The following is a 13,913-nucleotide window of genomic DNA, read 5'->3' as shown; positions in this document are numbered from 1 at the left end:
CGGTCGGATCGACCGGGGGCCCGGCTCGGGCGGAGGTGACCGCCCGTCCGTACCGGGTCCGCGCGGGTGAGCGCTCCCGGCTCGTGACGCCCCGGCTTCCGGGTTACCGGGGTCGGGGGCGATGCTCTCCGGCGCCCGGACCAGGCCCGCACCCGAGGGTCGGCACCGGGCCGACTGCGCCGGGTGCGAGCGCTGGGCTCGGTGCTCCAGCGCAGGTCTCGGGGCCGCGTGACCTGCTGCGGCACAGCGCTTTCCGCTACCTCTCGCGTGGCGGAAAGCCTTCGGGCGAGTGGGGGATCAGATCAGCGGGCGGCCGAAGCGGCGGCGCAGGCGCATGTCCGCGAGGTAGAAGTTGTAGGGGAACAGGCGGATCACCGTGGGCAGCTTCGACCAGACCGCGGCCAGGGCGCGCAGTATGAACACGAAGCGGCGTTCCTGGCGCGGGGTCCAGGTCATGCCCATCTCGGCGCGCAGGTGCGGCGGCAGCAGGGCCGTGGTCACGAAGCGGTGGAACGGGCCGAAGACGCGCTGCAGCGGCTTCGAGATCATCCGCAGATCGGTGAGGGCGTTGAAGTATTCGCGCGTGGGGTCGTCGATGGTCCGGGTGGCGAGGTTCTCTTCCCAGTACACGTAGAACTCGTCCCGGGTGGCGGGCCACATCTCCTGGCGCATCTGCAGCGTGGTGCCGAAGCGCGCGCAGTGCTGGTAGAACGCTTCTGCCAGTTCGGGAGTCATGGGTCCGCGCAGGCGCTGGTACAGGTCGTCGAGTCCCCAGTACATGCAGGACGCCACCCACAGCTGGAGCTTGGGGTCGAAGGCGTTGTACTTCACGGGGCTGGTCGGCTTGGTGTGCACGGTGCGATGCGCGCCGTTGACCGCGGCGCGGTAGGCCGCCCGATCGCCCTCGTCGCCCATCAGCGCGACCGCGATGTAGGTGAGCGTGGTGCGCAGCCGCTTGGCCGGGACCAGCATGACGCTGCCGGTGTGCACGTCGCTCTCCATGACGCCGTACCCCACGGGCTTGAGCGCGAGCTGCATGATCACGTTGGCCGAGCCGCCGAGGAAGGCGGCGATGCCGTCGATGTGCTCGCGGACTTCGGCGGCGGTGAGGGTGGCGGGCGCGGAGGTCGCTACCGGCGCGGAGTTCAAAGAACCAACCGTCTGGTACGCGTCAATGGCATCATCGGACTTGCGCAGGGGGGTCGTCATCGTTGACTCGACTCCTCGTCGTCACTCCTCGGCGATGGAGGAGAGTGTGAGAAACTCTTGCCCTCACCTTCTCATCGGAGGCGCATACTGTCAATGTGCGATGATTGGTGCCTCATCGTATCTTCGCGACTCGGAAGGGCCCGGACATGGCCAAGCTGGCCAAACTCTTGCCGCTCGTGCGCGGATCCGCTCCCGAGGATCGCAACCAGGCCAAAGTCCTGGACGCCGCCATGCTGGCCTTCCTGGACTTCGGGATCAAACGGACCAGCATGGTCGAGGTCGCCCGGCGCGGTGGGCTCTCGCTGGCCACGCTCTACCGGCGCTACGCCGGCAAGAACGATCTCATCCAGGCCGTGGGGCTGTGGCAGACGCGGCAGTTCATCAACAGCGTGGACACCGCGGTGCAGTCGCAGGTCGACAGGGACGCCAGCGCCCAGGATCAGATCGTGACGCTGTTCATCGCCTTCATCGAGGGCCTGCGCGGCAACCGCCTGCTGGTCCGGCTGCTCAAGACCGAGCCCGAGATCGTGCTGCCCTACCTCACGGTGCAGGGCGCGCCGGTGATCGAACTCGGCCGGGACTACCTCGCCGAGTTCATCACCCGCCTGCAGGCCGAAGGCAAACTCCCCGACTACGATCCGCTGCCGTTGGCGGAGATGGTGGCGCGCAACGCGCTCTCGCTCGCGCTCACCCCGCAGACGGTGATCCCGCTGGACGATCCGGTCGCGCTGCGCCGTTTCGCGGTGGATCACGTGGTGCCGGGGTTCCGAATTCGCTGATCGGCGGACCCGTTGCGCGAGCGGCGGGATTGCCGCGGAACGCGCTTCGGCATCCGCCGCTCCATGACGGGTTGCCTCACACCAGCTTCAGGCCGAGGCGGCGGCGCAGGCGCATGTCCATCAGATAGATATTGATCGGAAGGACGCGGATCGGGGTGGGGAGCAGGGCGCTCCCGGCGCCGATCGCGCGCAGGGTGTGCGCGAGCAGCCGATCCTGACGCGGGGTCCAGGTCATGCCCATTTCATCCCGGAGATGTTGCGGGAGCAGGCCGATCACGAAGAAACGGTGCACGCGGGCGAAGGGCAGCTGCAGCGGGCGCGGCAGCATGCGCAGGTCGATGAGGTCGTCGAAGTAGGCGGCGATATGCGGATCGATGCGGGTGCGCGCGAGGTTCTCGGTCCAATACGCTCCGAACGCGGCCCGATTCGGCGGCCACATCTCCTCGCGCATCTGCAGCGTGGTCCCCAGGCGCGCGGAGTAGTGATAGAAGGCGTCCGCGTCGGCCTCGCTCATGGGACCGTGCATGCGCTCGTAGAGATCCTGTGCGCCCCAGTACAGGCAGGCCGCCACCCAGAGCTGGAGCTTGGGGTCGAAAGCGTTGTACCGCACCGCGCTTCCCGGGGCCGAGCGCACCTGCCGATGCGAGGTGTTCACCGCCTCGCGGTAGGCGGCGCGATCTTCCTCCGAACCCATCAGGGCCACGGCCAGATACGTGATGGTCGTGCGCAGCCGCTTGATCGGATGGATCATCACGTTGCCGCTCTCCACCGGTGATTCCACGACGCCGTAGCCGACCGGGCGATTGGCGAGCTGCATGATCACGTTGGCGGCGCCGCCCAGTAGTCCGGACGCGCCGTCGATGAATTGGCGGATATCGATGGGCGGCTCGTCCGGTGCGGGACGCTGCTGCCGGGGTGCGCGAAGCGGGCTGGTCATCGTTGACCACATCCTCAGGTGAGAAGGTTATACATAAATCCTCTTACCCACTCGTGCGGCGTGTCAATCAACGGGCCGGGTTCGAACCCGATTCGTGTCCGGGGGCGGGTGCGCGGACGGACGGGACGTGGCTCGTCGCCGTCCGTGTGCCGGGTCCTGCCGCTGGCCGCCCCCGCCCGGACGGTACCGTGACCGGGTGTCGTACAGGTCGCCGCTCCTGCTGAGCTCGCTGAATCCGGCCGCCGTGGCCGCCGGGGACGATATCCCCGACGCCCTCACCATCGAGGGCGTGACCCTCTCGCGCAGCGATCTGCTGGGCGCGGCGACCTCGGTCGCCGAGCGGGTGGCGCGCGCCGAACGGGTCGCGGTGCTGGCGGCTCCCACGGTCAAGACCGTGCTCGCGGTGGTGGGCTGTCTGCTCGCGGGCGTCACCGTGGTCCCGGTGCCGCCGGACGCGGGCAGCGCGGAACTGGCGCACATCCTGACCGACTCCGGCGCGCAGGCGTGGCTGGGCGACGCGCCCGAAGGGACCGAGCTGCCGGTCATTCCGGTGCGCAAGCACGCCCGGTCCTGGCACGTCTACGGCGAACCCGACCCCGCCGCAACGGCTTTCATCCTGTACACCTCCGGAACCACGGGCGCGCCGAAGGGCGTGATGCTCAGCCGGCGGGCCATCGCCGCCGGTCTGGACGCGCTCATCGCGGCCTGGGGCTGGAAGGCGAACGACACGCTGGTGCACGGGCTTCCGCTGTTCCATGTGCACGGGCTGATCCTGGGCGTGCTCGGTCCGCTGCGGGTCGGCGGTCCGCTGGTGCACACCGGCAAACCCACCCCCGAGGCGTACGCCGCCGCGCCGGGCACCATGTACTTCGGCGTGCCCACCGTGTGGTCGCGGATCGCCGAGGATGCCGACGCCGCACGGCAATTGGCGAAGGCGCGCGTGCTCATCTCCGGCAGCGCTCCGCTGCCGGTGCCGGTCTTCGAGCGCCTGCGCGAACTCACCGGCCACGCGCCGATCGAGCGCTACGGCATGAGCGAAACCATGATCACCCTGTCCACCCGGCCCGACGGCGAACGCCGCCCCGGCTGGGTCGGCACCCCCGTGGACGGCGTGCAGACCCGCCTGCGTGACGAGGCGGGCGAACCCGTGCCGCACGACGGCGAGAGCGTCGGCGGCCTCCAGGTGCGCGGCCCGATGCTGTTCGACGGCTACCTGAATCGCCCCGAGGTGACCGCCGAGAACTGGACCGCGGACGAGTGGTTCAAGACCGGTGACGTGGCGGTCATCGACCCCGAGGGCTTCCACCGCATCGTCGGCCGGGAATCGGTCGACCTGATCAAATCCGGTGGCTACCGCGTCGGCGCGGGTGAGATCGAGACCTCGCTGCTGGGCCACCCGGCGGTCGCCGAGACCGCCGTGGTCGGGCTCCCCGATCCCGACCTGGGTCAGCGCATCGTCGCCTTCGTCGTACTGCGCTCCGGTGCAGCCGATTCCGTGCCGCAGCAGCTCATCGACCATGTCGCGGGCGAGCTCGCCGCGCACAAGCGCCCGCGGGAGGTGCGGGTGGTGGATTCGCTGCCGCGCAACGCCATGGGCAAGGTGCAGAAGAAGCTGCTGCTCTAGGGCGGACCGGTGACCCGGCGCTCGCGAGGCCGCGTATGGTCGGCGAACAGTGGGATGGCTTCCCGGACAGCGCGATCCGGGTGGGCCGTCACCTCTCGTCCGGGAATCCCCACTCCAGGTCGATGTCCGCCGCCGGCGCGATCGCCCGGACCGCGCCGGTGAAGTCACGTTCGAAACCCGGACTCCACTCGGCGAATCCCCGAATGATCATCGGCCCGTGCTCGGTGCAGACCTTCACCCACGGCGGGTTGTGGAACGCCCCGACATACATCCACGACTCGATACCGTGCTCTTCCAGCACGCGCTGCACCGCGGCCTCGACCGCGTCGGCCTCGTCGGGCGAAGCCAGCTTTTCGATGTACACCGACAGGTGGATGTTCACGGACACGGCGCCGACTCTACGGATCCGGGGTGACTCGCGCGGAACGCGGCTGCTCGCTCCGCATCCGTATCACCTGATCATCCGTGTCTTTCCCGGTCGCGCCGCAGGCGTTCGAGGGCTTTCGTCACCCAGGTGGCCCGGTCGGCGCCGGGTAGTTTCTCCCGCTCGTAGGCGATCAGCCGCTCGGCGGTCGCGGTGCTGCCCGCGACCATGGTCAGCAGCGCGCGGAAATCGTCCGGCGCCGGGGCGGGTGGCTGCGGCGCCGATTCGCGCCGGGCGGCCGGGCGGTGGCTCGGCTGGAGCCGGTTCTCGACCAGCTGGTGGGCCAGGGCCATCAGGACGTAGAAATTCGGAATCTTCCGAAGCGGCGTGTTGGTCAGCGCCAGCCACCGGCCGTGGGTGTCCACCCGTAGAACCCCCGACTGCACCGAGATCTGGCTGATGTCGGACCAGCGGACCGATTTCGACCCGGCCCCGAACTCGAGCCGGGACACCCACAGCGCGCCGAAGGTGACGGTTTTCCCGCGGTACACCCGGTCGGCCAGGTCCGGGAACTGCGCCGCGGTCACGGCGTCCTGGACGATGGCGCCCCAGCGCGCGCCGTTGGGCGGTCCGCCCTTCGAATGATCTTGCAGCTGAACATCTTTGCCGTCGATGTCGACCATCGTGAAGTCGTAGGTGGTCCTGGTCTCGACCACCCCGTACAGCAGGTGCCGGACCACCTCCTGGTGAATCACGGTGGTGTCGTAGCGCACGCATCGCGCCGTCCCGCCGTCGGTGAAAACCAGTCCGCGCTCGTAGAGGTCCAGGCGCACCGCCCGGGATGTGGCGGGGCCGATGAATCCCCGGTAGATCGCCGCGCAGAACGCGAACACGAACAGCGCCGCGAACGGCAGGGCGATGATCAGGCCGATTCCGGACCCCACCTTTCCGCCCATTTGATCACCGCGAGTGAACAATTCGGTGCCGAACCCCACCGTCAACGTCACCGTCAACACCGCCATCAGTGCCACGCCCAGCGTCGCGAACTCGAACCGGGGCACCATTCGCACGAATCCCTCGCGGTATCGCCCCAGGTCGCCGTCCCGCGCCCCCTGCTCGACCCGCCTCAGCAATTCCGGATCGGCATAAGCCGGCGCCCGATCGCCCATGACTTCCCCTAACCCCCGCACGGCGACCCCGTAATTCACCGTGCCCCGCGTGAATCGACTCGATTCGAACTGTACGCGCAGGTGATCTCGAAGTCGCCGCTCCGGGATGCTCTTTCCCGCAACCGACTTCGAGATCACCCGGGTCGCGGGCCGGGGCAATCGGAGCTGCGCTGTCGGCGGGCGCTGCTAGCGTGTGCGAAGACGATCTCGGGGGTGGGGATGATTTACCAGGAACGCCACGGTTTCACTGTCAAAACCGTGCTGGTGCTGGCGATCTGCCTGGGTTTCACGGTTCTCATGGTGATCGCGCCGATCGATTCACTCGTCGTGGAGGCGGTCGGCCTGCTGCTGTTCGGCTGCGGCGGGCTCCTCGTGCTGGCGAATGCGTTGTCCCGCAAAGTCGCTCTCCGTTTGGATGAAGGTGGAATAACCCTCGGCGGCCCCCCGCTGCGGTACCGGTCGGCGACCCGCCACGTCCCCTGGGCCGAAGTGGAGTCGATAGTCCTGTGGCGTCAGCACTCCGCCGCGGCCCTGACCTGGATCGGCGTCCTCCGCCACCCCGCCGCCCCACCGCTGCCCGGCGCGCGCCAACTCACGCCCACGGTCGTCGCCCTGAGCGGCGCGCCCACCCCCCGCCTCCTGGAATGCGCGGCGTCGGTGAACGGCTGGAAGATCAACACTCCCCGCCTGTCCGAGGCCCTCCGGTCCCTGGCTCCCTCGGTCCCCCTGATCGACCACCGCTGACCGCCCGGAGGGCCGGGTCCGGCGCCGACGTTCCCGGGCCGAGCACATCGCTGCTGTCGCAGGCCCGTAATACGCTGTGCCGGTGGCTGATATCTCCGAACTCGTGATCTCCCTCGACCTTCGTTCCGATCTGTCGGGCGAGGACGTTGCGGAGCTGCTCTGGCAGATCGGCCGGGGACCGGCGCCCACGGACGAGGATCGACTCTCGCGCGGGTTGGTCGAGGTCATCGAAGACGAGAGCGGGGAGTTCGTCTGCACCGACCCGGCGCCGGTCCTCGACCAGGCCGGCCCCGCGTGGAAGGTTGACGGGGTGCTCGGCTCGAGCCTCGAAAAGACCGCGACCGGATGGCATTTGGCGTCCAGGCAGGAGGTTCACCCCGACCTCTACGAGACGCTGGAGGAACTGTTCCTGTGGCTGTCCCGGTACGTCGAATCCGCCACGGTGGCCCCCGACGGTTCGGTGGAGATCGCTCGACTGCGCTGGTACGAGGATCCCGATTTCCAGCCCCTGGTGATCCGCGACGACACCGTCCTGTGGCCCTGAGCGCGGTCGGTCTTTCGCGCGGTCCGAGACGTCACGGTGGTTCGGCGTCAGGCCGTTGTCCCGTATTCCATCGAGCGTTGCCGGGCGGCGGCCAGGGCATCGTGAAGTGTCGAGCGAAGGCCGCGACGCTCGAGTTCCCGTAGTGCCGCGGCGGTTGTGCCTGCCGGTGAGGTGGCGGCCGCCCGTAGCTCTGGGGCGGAGCGGGGCGAACTCTGGAGCAGCGCGGCGGAACCCAGCATCGTTTGGGTCACCGACCGGACGGCGACCGGGTGGGGGAGGCCCAGGTGCACCGCCGCCTCGACCATCGCCTCGGCGATCGCGAAGAAATAGGCCGGGCCGGAGCCGGACACCGCGGTCACCGCGTCCAGATCGGATTCGTCGACGACCACCACCTTGCCGACGGTGCTCAGCATGCGGATTACACGGCCGAGCTGCTCGGTGCTGACGTGCCTGTTCGCGGCGAGCGCGGTAATGCCCTGGCGCACCAGCATCGGGGTGTTCGGCATCGCCCGGACCGTCGGCGTCCCGGGCGGCAACCCTCGATCGAGCTGCGCGATGGACACACCGGCGACCAGCGACACGAGAACCCGGTCGTGTCCCGCGCCCATGTGCGCCGCGTCCAGTCCGGACAGCACGCCGTCGATGTCGCCGGGCTTCACCGCGACCACGATCAGATCCGAGGTCCGGGCCGCCTCGGCCGCGTCGGCCGTGGCTCGCACTCCCAGCCGCTGCCCGAGGGCCGCGACCCGGTCCGGCGAACGGCCGACGACGACCACATCGGCACCGGTCCAGCCCGATTCGAGCAGTCCCCGGATCAGCGCCTCCCCGATCTGCCCGCCGCCGATCACCGCAACCCTGGTCATGGCTTCACGGTAGTGGGTGAGCACCCGGGCTCCGCGCTACCGTCGCCCGGCCGATCTCCCCACGGTAGACACGGCGCCGCAGCCGAACTCATCCACCGCCCGTGGTTCAGGGAAGCCGGCCCCCGGAGCAGTTGGTGGTGCAGGGCGAGCTGCTCCCGTTCGTCAGCCCGATCAGGAACCGGGCGAAGGCTTCGGCGGCGGGTCCGCGCAAGGCCGCGGGAAGCATGTCTTCGACACTGCTCAGGCCGTGACCGGAAGGTTCGAGAATCTTCATCAGCGTGCCGGAGCCGGAGTCGGAGGTTGCAGAGGAGCCGACGGCCGGATCGAGTGATCCGGCGCTCGAGCCGATGTCTCCGGCTGTTCGGGTGGGGGATTCGAGGGCAATGTCGGCGTGAGCGGGGCCGGCGGCGGCGATGGCCCCCGCCAGGGCGAGGGTCGCCAGTCCTGCTCGGAGGGTGCGCTTGTGGATGGCCATGCGGGCAGGCTATTTGAAATCTGAATACTTCAGATTGGATTGGGGCCCATAGTTTTCGGGGCAGCGCCGAACTCGGCCTCGGCGGCGCGGCGCTGTCTCCAGGCGCGTCGACACCTTGTGCACGGGCCGTCTCGCGAGGAATCGAACGGTGGTGAGCGGATCACGTTCCTACGCTGCGCCGCCCGTTGCAACGGGCGGTAGTGCGCGAGAGGCTCGTTATCATCCTGCCGCTCAGTCGGTTTCGTCCGGCGGTGACAGCCGACCGGCCAGGCGGCGGCATGCCGCCGCCAGTTCGGGTGGGCGGAGTTCGGTGAAGTCGGCGTCGAAAGTCGCCAGAATCCCGGCTATTCCGGCCCAGGACCAGGCACCGAGGGTGAGGCGACAGGTCCCCGCCTGATCAGGGCCACCGACACGACCATCGGCGCGGCGGCGACCACCGCGATCAGCCCGGTGCTCGCCGCGCTCACCCGCCTGCGCCGCTGACCGGCTCGCAGCGAAGCGGCCGGTCGGCGGATTCCACGTGGAGGTCATCGGCGGTCAGGCGTCCCGGCCGGCGAAGTCGAACGAGCCGCCGTCGATGCCCCAGGAGATGATGCGCTCGGGGTGGATCCGGATGATCGCGCGTTCCTGGTGCGGGAAGGGCGGTTCCTGATCGTCGAGGGCCTGCGCCGTGCCGCGGATCTCGACGCCGCGAATCGCGTAGGGCTCCCAGGAGACCTGCTGATCGATCACGAACGAAACCCGGCTGCCCGCTTCGACATTGCGGTACTTGCGGCTGGGACGCATCCGCATCCCGCCGATGTCGATGGTCCCGTCAACATTGATTCGATAGCCGGTCGGATTGTTCTGCACGGTGCCGTCGGGCGCCACCGTGGCCAGTCGGCCGATTCCGGCTTCGGCGAGGAACTGCTGCTCGTTGCTGGTGAAAGTCATGACTGATACTCCTGATCGAATCGTGCTGGATGTGGCGAAAAGCGCAGGTGCGAAAGGTGTTCGGTGGAAAGCGGGGATCAGAACTGGATCAGCGCGACGCACAGTCCGGCGACGGCGATGAACTGCAGCGTCACGCGGTACTTCAGCATGCTGTCCCACTTGTCCTGCAGTGCACGGGCATTGGCCGGGATGATGCCGCTCAGCGCGGCCGCGGTCTGCTGGGTGTTGATCGGCTTGGCGACGCCGACGTAGAGGGCCAGCCAGGTCAGCAGCGCGGCCACCGTGACACCGGCTCCGATCGCCGCGCCGGTCTGCCCGGCCAGCACCGCGATCACCAGCGTCAGCACCGCCGCGATCACGCCACCCGCGCCGACCACCGGCATGCGCCGGTCACCGTAGTAGTGGCCCCACCCCGCGCTCAGGGTGACCGTCGCATCGTCGAGCTTGCGGTAGACCGCCCGGGTGATCACCGCGGCGCACACGTCGGTGCCGTAGACGACGGCATTGGCGAGAACGGCGGCGAGGGCGACCAGTTGTCCGGTGAGGATGAGCATTTCGAGTCCCTTGTCTCTAAGTTCTAGCGGCGCTAGGTGTTGAAGCAAAGCTAACATGGTGCCGCTAGCTTGTCTAGCGCTGCTAGAAATTGGAGCGTGACCACCGCGCCGGGAGTGGAGCGACCTGCCGCTATCGTCGGAACGACCATCGGAGATTCCGAGACTTCGGGACGTGTGGAACGGAAGTCAGATGACCGAAGCGAGTTCGACCATGCAGTCCGCGGCGGGAACTCGGCTCAATCGCAAGGGGCGCGAGACCCGGCAGCGGCTGCTCGACATCGCCATCGACTGCCTGGCGCAGGGCGGTGGCGAACCGCTGTCGGCTAACCGGGTCGCTCGCGCGGCGGGGGTCAGCTGGGGCACCCTCAAGCATCAGTTCGGCGACATCGATGGACTCTGGGCCGCCGTGCTCGTCGAACTGACCGACCGCACCGGCGCGAACAGTCCCGAGACCTGGCCCCGGGCAACGGGATCCGTGCGGGACCGGGTGTGGGAGATGGTCGATGCCGTGTGGGCCATCCTGGACACGCCCGAGGGGCGGGCGGTCGAGGCGCTGCGCGGCGGGCTGCCCACCGGCGGGCGCGAGCGCGCCGAGACCTACCCGCTGACCACGGCGGCCCTGGCCGGCTACGAGAACGCCTGGCTGCGGGCCTTCGAATACTTCCTGGCGGATCTGCCGCTGGACCCGGCCCGGGTGCATCGGGTGCAGGCCCTGATTCCCATGGCCATGCGCGGCATCAATAACGAGCGTGAGCTGTCCTCGCCCGCGGAACTGGCCGAATCCCGCCACTGCCTGGTCGACTCGATGGCCCTCTACCTGCGGTGACAACCATTCTTTGAGAACCCTCGTTGACAATTGCGAAGGGGAGGTCCACTGTTACCCCCAGCTTTCGTGATCCCGTCAGGAGTGATCCATGTCTCCGTCTTCCGATGATCAGGGCATGCGCCTGCAGCGCAGCAGCCGCGACACCGCGGCCCTGATTCCCCGCCTCACCGCCTGGCTGGCGACGCAACTACCCGGGGGCGCCGACCCCGTCCTCACCCTCGGGTCCGGCATCGACAGCAACGGCATGTCGGCCGAGACGCTGACCCTCACGCTGAACTGGCAGGACGACGGTGCGGCCCGGACCGCCGAACTGATCGCCCGGGTCGCGCCCGCCCCCGGCGACTTCCCGGTCTACGAGCACTACGACCTGCCGGGCCAAGCCGAGGTCATGCGCATCGTGGCCGCCGCGACCGACGTCGAGGTCCCGCGGGTGCGCTTCCTCGAGCCGACGGGCGCCGTGCTGGGCACACCGTTCCTGCTGATGGATCGCGTCGAGGGCCTGGTGCCGCCGGATGTCATGCCGTACACCTTCGGCGGCAACTGGCTGTTCGACGCCGAACCCGAACAGCAGCTGCGGGTGCAGGAGAGCACCGTCGAGACGCTCGCGAAACTGCACGCGATCCCGGACGCCGCGAACACGTTCGGGTTCCTGGATCCCGAGTACGCCGGTGCGAGCGTGCTCGAGCGCAATCTGAACCGCGCCCGCGCCTGGTACGAGTTCTCCGTCCGCGACACCGGCCCGTCGCCGCTGGTGGAGCGAATCCTGACCTGGCTCGGCGCGAACCTGCCCGAGCCCGGCTCGTACGACACCGTGCTGTCCTGGGGCGATGCCCGGCTGGGCAACTGCATGTACCGGGACTTCGAACCGGTCGCGGTCCTGGACTGGGAAATGGCGACGATCGGCCCGCGCGAGCTCGACGTCGCCTGGATCACCTTCGGGCACCGCGTCTTTCACGGCATTGCGCAGAACTTCGGTTTCCCGGGCATGCCGGACTTCATGCGCGAGGAGCAGGTGCGCGCGAGCTACGCGCGCTGCGCGGGCGTCGAACTCGCCGACCTCACCTGGTACACGATGTTCGCCGCCCTGAACTACGCCGTCGTCTTCTTGCGCGCGGGTGGCCGCCAGATCCACTTCGGCGAGATGGAACGCCCCGCGGACATCGAAGTGGTGCTGCACCACCGCGCCATCGTCGAAGAACTGCTCGCCGAACTCGGCGCCTGAGCCTCATCCTGTCGAAAACCATTGGGAAAGTAACACTCTCGTGAGCGATCAACTGAACGAACTCGCCTACTACTGCATCACCCGGCACCCCGCCGACGCCCGCGTGCTGCTGCCCGAAGCGCGCGACGCCGAACGACTCGGCCTGGGGTCGTGCATGATCGGCGAGCGGATGACCGTCAAGGACTCCGCCGTGCTGTCCGGCGGACTCGCCGGGTGCACCACCGACCTCGGCATCGCCGCCGCGGCGACCAACCACCACACCCGGCACCCGATGGTGACCGCGACCATGGGCTCGACCATGCAGGCCATCACCGAGGGCCGGTACGCCATGGCCTTCGGCCGCGGCATGGCCGCGAACTGGAAGGCGATCGGCCTGCCCGTCGTCACCGAGGCGGCGATGCGCGATTTCGTCGGCATCCTGCGCCGGCTCTGGAACGGCGAGACGATTCTGAATCACGATGGGCCTGCCGGTAAATGGCCCGTGCTGTACCACCAGAACGGACTCGACGAGGCCCCGCCGATCGGATTCGTCGCGGTCGGCCCCAAAACCCTCGAACTCGCCGGGGAGATCGGCGATTTCGTCGTCCTGCACACCTTCTTCTCCGACGAGGCCACCGCCAATTCCGTTGCGGCGGTGCGGCGCGGCGCCGAACGCGCGGGCAAGGACCCGGACAGCGTCCGCATCTGGTCCTGCCTGGCGACCGCGAGCGACGCCCTCTCCGCGGAGGATCAGCTGCGCCGCCGCACCGGCCGCCTGGTCACCTACCTCCAGGCCTACGCCGACATCCTGATCAGCGCCAACGGCTGGGATCCCCAGGTGTGGGAGCGAATTCGCGCCACCCAGCTGTTCCAGGACGCCGCGGCCGCCGGCCCCATCGACGCCTCCGCATCGGTCGAGGTCCTCGAACAGTTCGACGCCCTGATCCCCGACGAATGGCTGGCCTCGGCCGCCTACGGCAGCCCGGAACAGTGCGTGCGCAAGATCTCCCGCGAATACGACCTCGGCTGCCACTCGGTGATCATGCACGGCGCGAGCCCGCACGAACTGGCCTCGGTCGTGGAGAACTACCGCGCCAACCGGCCCGAACTGCCCCGCGCGGTCGCCGCCAACCCGGGCAAGTTCGCCTGAATCGGGGGGATCTCGCCCGGGATCGGGCGACCTCCGCCGATCCCGGCGAGCCCCCGGGTTCGACCTTGACCTCGACCGCACTCGAGGTTCTACGGTCGATTCCATGATCGCAACGCTCTCGCCCGCCCAGCTCGAATACCTCGGCGGCCAGCGGCTCGGCCGGCTCGCCACCGTGCGCCCGGACGGGTCGCCGCAGAACAACCCGGTGGGATTCCGCTACAACGCGGACCTCGGCACCATCGACATCGCCGGGTACAACATGGGCGCTTCGCAGAAGTTCCGGAACCTCGCCGGGGAGGAGCGGGTCTCGTTCGTGGTCGACGACGTGCCCTCGGTGAATCCGTGGACCGTGCGGTGTCTCGAAATCCGCGGCACCGCACAGGCTTTGCGGGACGTCGACACCTACGCGCCGGGTACCCCGCGCGAACTCATCAGGATCACCCCCGAGCGGATCATCGCCTTCGGCATCGAATGAGGATGCCGCCCGGGGCGATGCCGTCTCGGCGCGGGTGAACAGCGGTGCGCCCCTTGCGAAGACAAT

Annotated in this window: 16 protein-coding genes; 8 read left to right on the top strand and 8 right to left on the bottom strand. The window is 68.8% G+C overall.

Annotated elements, in window-relative coordinates:
- Positions 1-297: 297 nt before the first annotated feature.
- Positions 298-1,209 carry an oxygenase MpaB family protein gene (locus ABZ319_RS37565; RefSeq protein WP_354991350.1) on the bottom strand — a complete coding sequence of 304 codons (912 nt, stop codon included), beginning with the start codon at positions 1,207-1,209 and terminating at the stop codon, positions 298-300.
- A gap of 146 nt (positions 1,210-1,355) precedes the next feature.
- On the opposite strand from ABZ319_RS37565, the gene ABZ319_RS37560 reads away from it, so the two are divergent.
- Complete coding sequence (locus ABZ319_RS37560) at positions 1,356-1,988, top strand: TetR/AcrR family transcriptional regulator (protein ID WP_354991349.1); 633 nt, start codon at positions 1,356-1,358, stop codon at positions 1,986-1,988.
- 76 nt (positions 1,989-2,064) lie between these two features.
- Here ABZ319_RS37560 and ABZ319_RS37555 read toward each other — a convergent pair whose 3' ends face one another.
- On the bottom strand, positions 2,065-2,925 hold the full coding sequence (locus tag ABZ319_RS37555) for an oxygenase MpaB family protein (protein WP_354991348.1): 861 nt from the start codon (positions 2,923-2,925) through the stop codon (positions 2,065-2,067).
- Between the two features lie 196 nt (positions 2,926-3,121).
- On the opposite strand from ABZ319_RS37555, the gene ABZ319_RS37550 reads away from it, so the two are divergent.
- Positions 3,122-4,549 carry an acyl-CoA synthetase gene (locus ABZ319_RS37550; protein ID WP_354991347.1) on the top strand — a complete coding sequence of 476 codons (1,428 nt, stop codon included), beginning with the start codon at positions 3,122-3,124 and terminating at the stop codon, positions 4,547-4,549.
- Between the two features lie 88 nt (positions 4,550-4,637).
- Here the strand turns inward: ABZ319_RS37550 and ABZ319_RS37545 are convergent, their stop codons facing one another.
- Entirely contained in the window at positions 4,638-4,937 is a 300-nt protein-coding gene (locus ABZ319_RS37545) for a hypothetical protein (RefSeq protein ID WP_354991346.1), read from the bottom strand.
- A 71-nt stretch (positions 4,938-5,008) separates the two neighbouring features.
- Positions 5,009-6,220: a DUF6585 family protein gene (locus ABZ319_RS37540; RefSeq protein WP_354991345.1), complete on the bottom strand. Its 1,212-nt coding sequence runs from the start codon at positions 6,218-6,220 to the stop codon at positions 5,009-5,011.
- 75 nt (positions 6,221-6,295) lie between these two features.
- On the opposite strand from ABZ319_RS37540, the gene ABZ319_RS37535 reads away from it, so the two are divergent.
- Positions 6,296-6,826, top strand: coding sequence for a hypothetical protein (locus ABZ319_RS37535; protein ID WP_354991344.1), 531 nt, complete (start codon positions 6,296-6,298; stop codon positions 6,824-6,826).
- An 82-nt stretch (positions 6,827-6,908) separates the two neighbouring features.
- The gene (locus ABZ319_RS37530) at positions 6,909-7,370 is read left to right on the top strand and encodes a hypothetical protein (protein ID WP_354991343.1); all 462 of its coding nucleotides are present in this window, start codon (positions 6,909-6,911) and stop codon (positions 7,368-7,370) included.
- A gap of 47 nt (positions 7,371-7,417) precedes the next feature.
- Here the strand turns inward: ABZ319_RS37530 and proC are convergent, their stop codons facing one another.
- From proC to ABZ319_RS37510, 4 genes are all read right to left on the bottom strand, one after another.
- On the bottom strand, positions 7,418-8,233 hold the full coding sequence (gene proC, locus ABZ319_RS37525) for a pyrroline-5-carboxylate reductase (protein WP_354991342.1): 816 nt from the start codon (positions 8,231-8,233) through the stop codon (positions 7,418-7,420).
- A 106-nt stretch (positions 8,234-8,339) separates the two neighbouring features.
- Positions 8,340-8,708, bottom strand: coding sequence for a hypothetical protein (locus ABZ319_RS37520; protein ID WP_354991341.1), 369 nt, complete (start codon positions 8,706-8,708; stop codon positions 8,340-8,342).
- A gap of 537 nt (positions 8,709-9,245) precedes the next feature.
- On the bottom strand, positions 9,246-9,641 hold the full coding sequence (locus tag ABZ319_RS37515; protein WP_354991340.1) for a PPOX class F420-dependent oxidoreductase: 396 nt from the start codon (positions 9,639-9,641) through the stop codon (positions 9,246-9,248).
- 77 nt (positions 9,642-9,718) lie between these two features.
- Positions 9,719-10,195 carry a DUF1772 domain-containing protein gene (locus ABZ319_RS37510; RefSeq protein ID WP_354991339.1) on the bottom strand — a complete coding sequence of 159 codons (477 nt, stop codon included), beginning with the start codon at positions 10,193-10,195 and terminating at the stop codon, positions 9,719-9,721.
- A gap of 190 nt (positions 10,196-10,385) precedes the next feature.
- On the opposite strand from ABZ319_RS37510, the gene ABZ319_RS37505 reads away from it, so the two are divergent.
- From ABZ319_RS37505 to ABZ319_RS37490, 4 genes are all read left to right on the top strand, one after another.
- Positions 10,386-11,021 (top strand): TetR/AcrR family transcriptional regulator, encoded by a 636-nt coding sequence (locus ABZ319_RS37505; protein WP_354991338.1) that lies wholly within the window; start codon positions 10,386-10,388, stop codon positions 11,019-11,021.
- Between the two features lie 88 nt (positions 11,022-11,109).
- Positions 11,110-12,243 carry a phosphotransferase family protein gene (locus tag ABZ319_RS37500; protein WP_354991337.1) on the top strand — a complete coding sequence of 378 codons (1,134 nt, stop codon included), beginning with the start codon at positions 11,110-11,112 and terminating at the stop codon, positions 12,241-12,243.
- A 40-nt stretch (positions 12,244-12,283) separates the two neighbouring features.
- Entirely contained in the window at positions 12,284-13,372 is a 1,089-nt protein-coding gene (locus ABZ319_RS37495; RefSeq protein ID WP_354991336.1) for a TIGR03857 family LLM class F420-dependent oxidoreductase, read from the top strand.
- 103 nt (positions 13,373-13,475) lie between these two features.
- The gene (locus tag ABZ319_RS37490; protein WP_354991335.1) at positions 13,476-13,847 is read left to right on the top strand and encodes a PPOX class F420-dependent oxidoreductase; all 372 of its coding nucleotides are present in this window, start codon (positions 13,476-13,478) and stop codon (positions 13,845-13,847) included.
- Positions 13,848-13,913 lie beyond the last annotated feature (66 nt).

This window comes from Nocardia sp. NPDC005978 (assembly GCF_040614455.1).
In the GTDB taxonomy this organism is placed as follows: domain Bacteria; phylum Actinomycetota; class Actinomycetes; order Mycobacteriales; family Mycobacteriaceae; genus Nocardia.
The sequence above is the reverse complement of the archived record's forward strand: the minus strand, read 5'-3'. Positions and strand labels throughout refer to the sequence as shown.

Coding starts and splice junctions, on each gene's coding strand:
- ABZ319_RS37560 (WP_354991349.1), top strand. CDS start 1,356: ATGGCCAAGCTGGCCAAACTCTTGCCGCTCGTGCGCGGATCCGCTCCC.
- ABZ319_RS37500 (WP_354991337.1), top strand. CDS start 11,110: ATGTCTCCGTCTTCCGATGATCAGGGCATGCGCCTGCAGCGCAGCAGC.
- ABZ319_RS37555 (WP_354991348.1), bottom strand. CDS start 2,925: ATGACCAGCCCGCTTCGCGCACCCCGGCAGCAGCGTCCCGCACCGGAC.
- ABZ319_RS37510 (WP_354991339.1), bottom strand. CDS start 10,195: ATGCTCATCCTCACCGGACAACTGGTCGCCCTCGCCGCCGTTCTCGCC.
- ABZ319_RS37565 (WP_354991350.1), bottom strand. CDS start 1,209: ATGACGACCCCCCTGCGCAAGTCCGATGATGCCATTGACGCGTACCAG.
- ABZ319_RS37520 (WP_354991341.1), bottom strand. CDS start 8,708: ATGGCCATCCACAAGCGCACCCTCCGAGCAGGACTGGCGACCCTCGCC.
- ABZ319_RS37490 (WP_354991335.1), top strand. CDS start 13,476: ATGATCGCAACGCTCTCGCCCGCCCAGCTCGAATACCTCGGCGGCCAG.
- proC (WP_354991342.1), bottom strand. CDS start 8,233: ATGACCAGGGTTGCGGTGATCGGCGGCGGGCAGATCGGGGAGGCGCTG.
- ABZ319_RS37515 (WP_354991340.1), bottom strand. CDS start 9,641: ATGACTTTCACCAGCAACGAGCAGCAGTTCCTCGCCGAAGCCGGAATC.
- ABZ319_RS37505 (WP_354991338.1), top strand. CDS start 10,386: ATGACCGAAGCGAGTTCGACCATGCAGTCCGCGGCGGGAACTCGGCTC.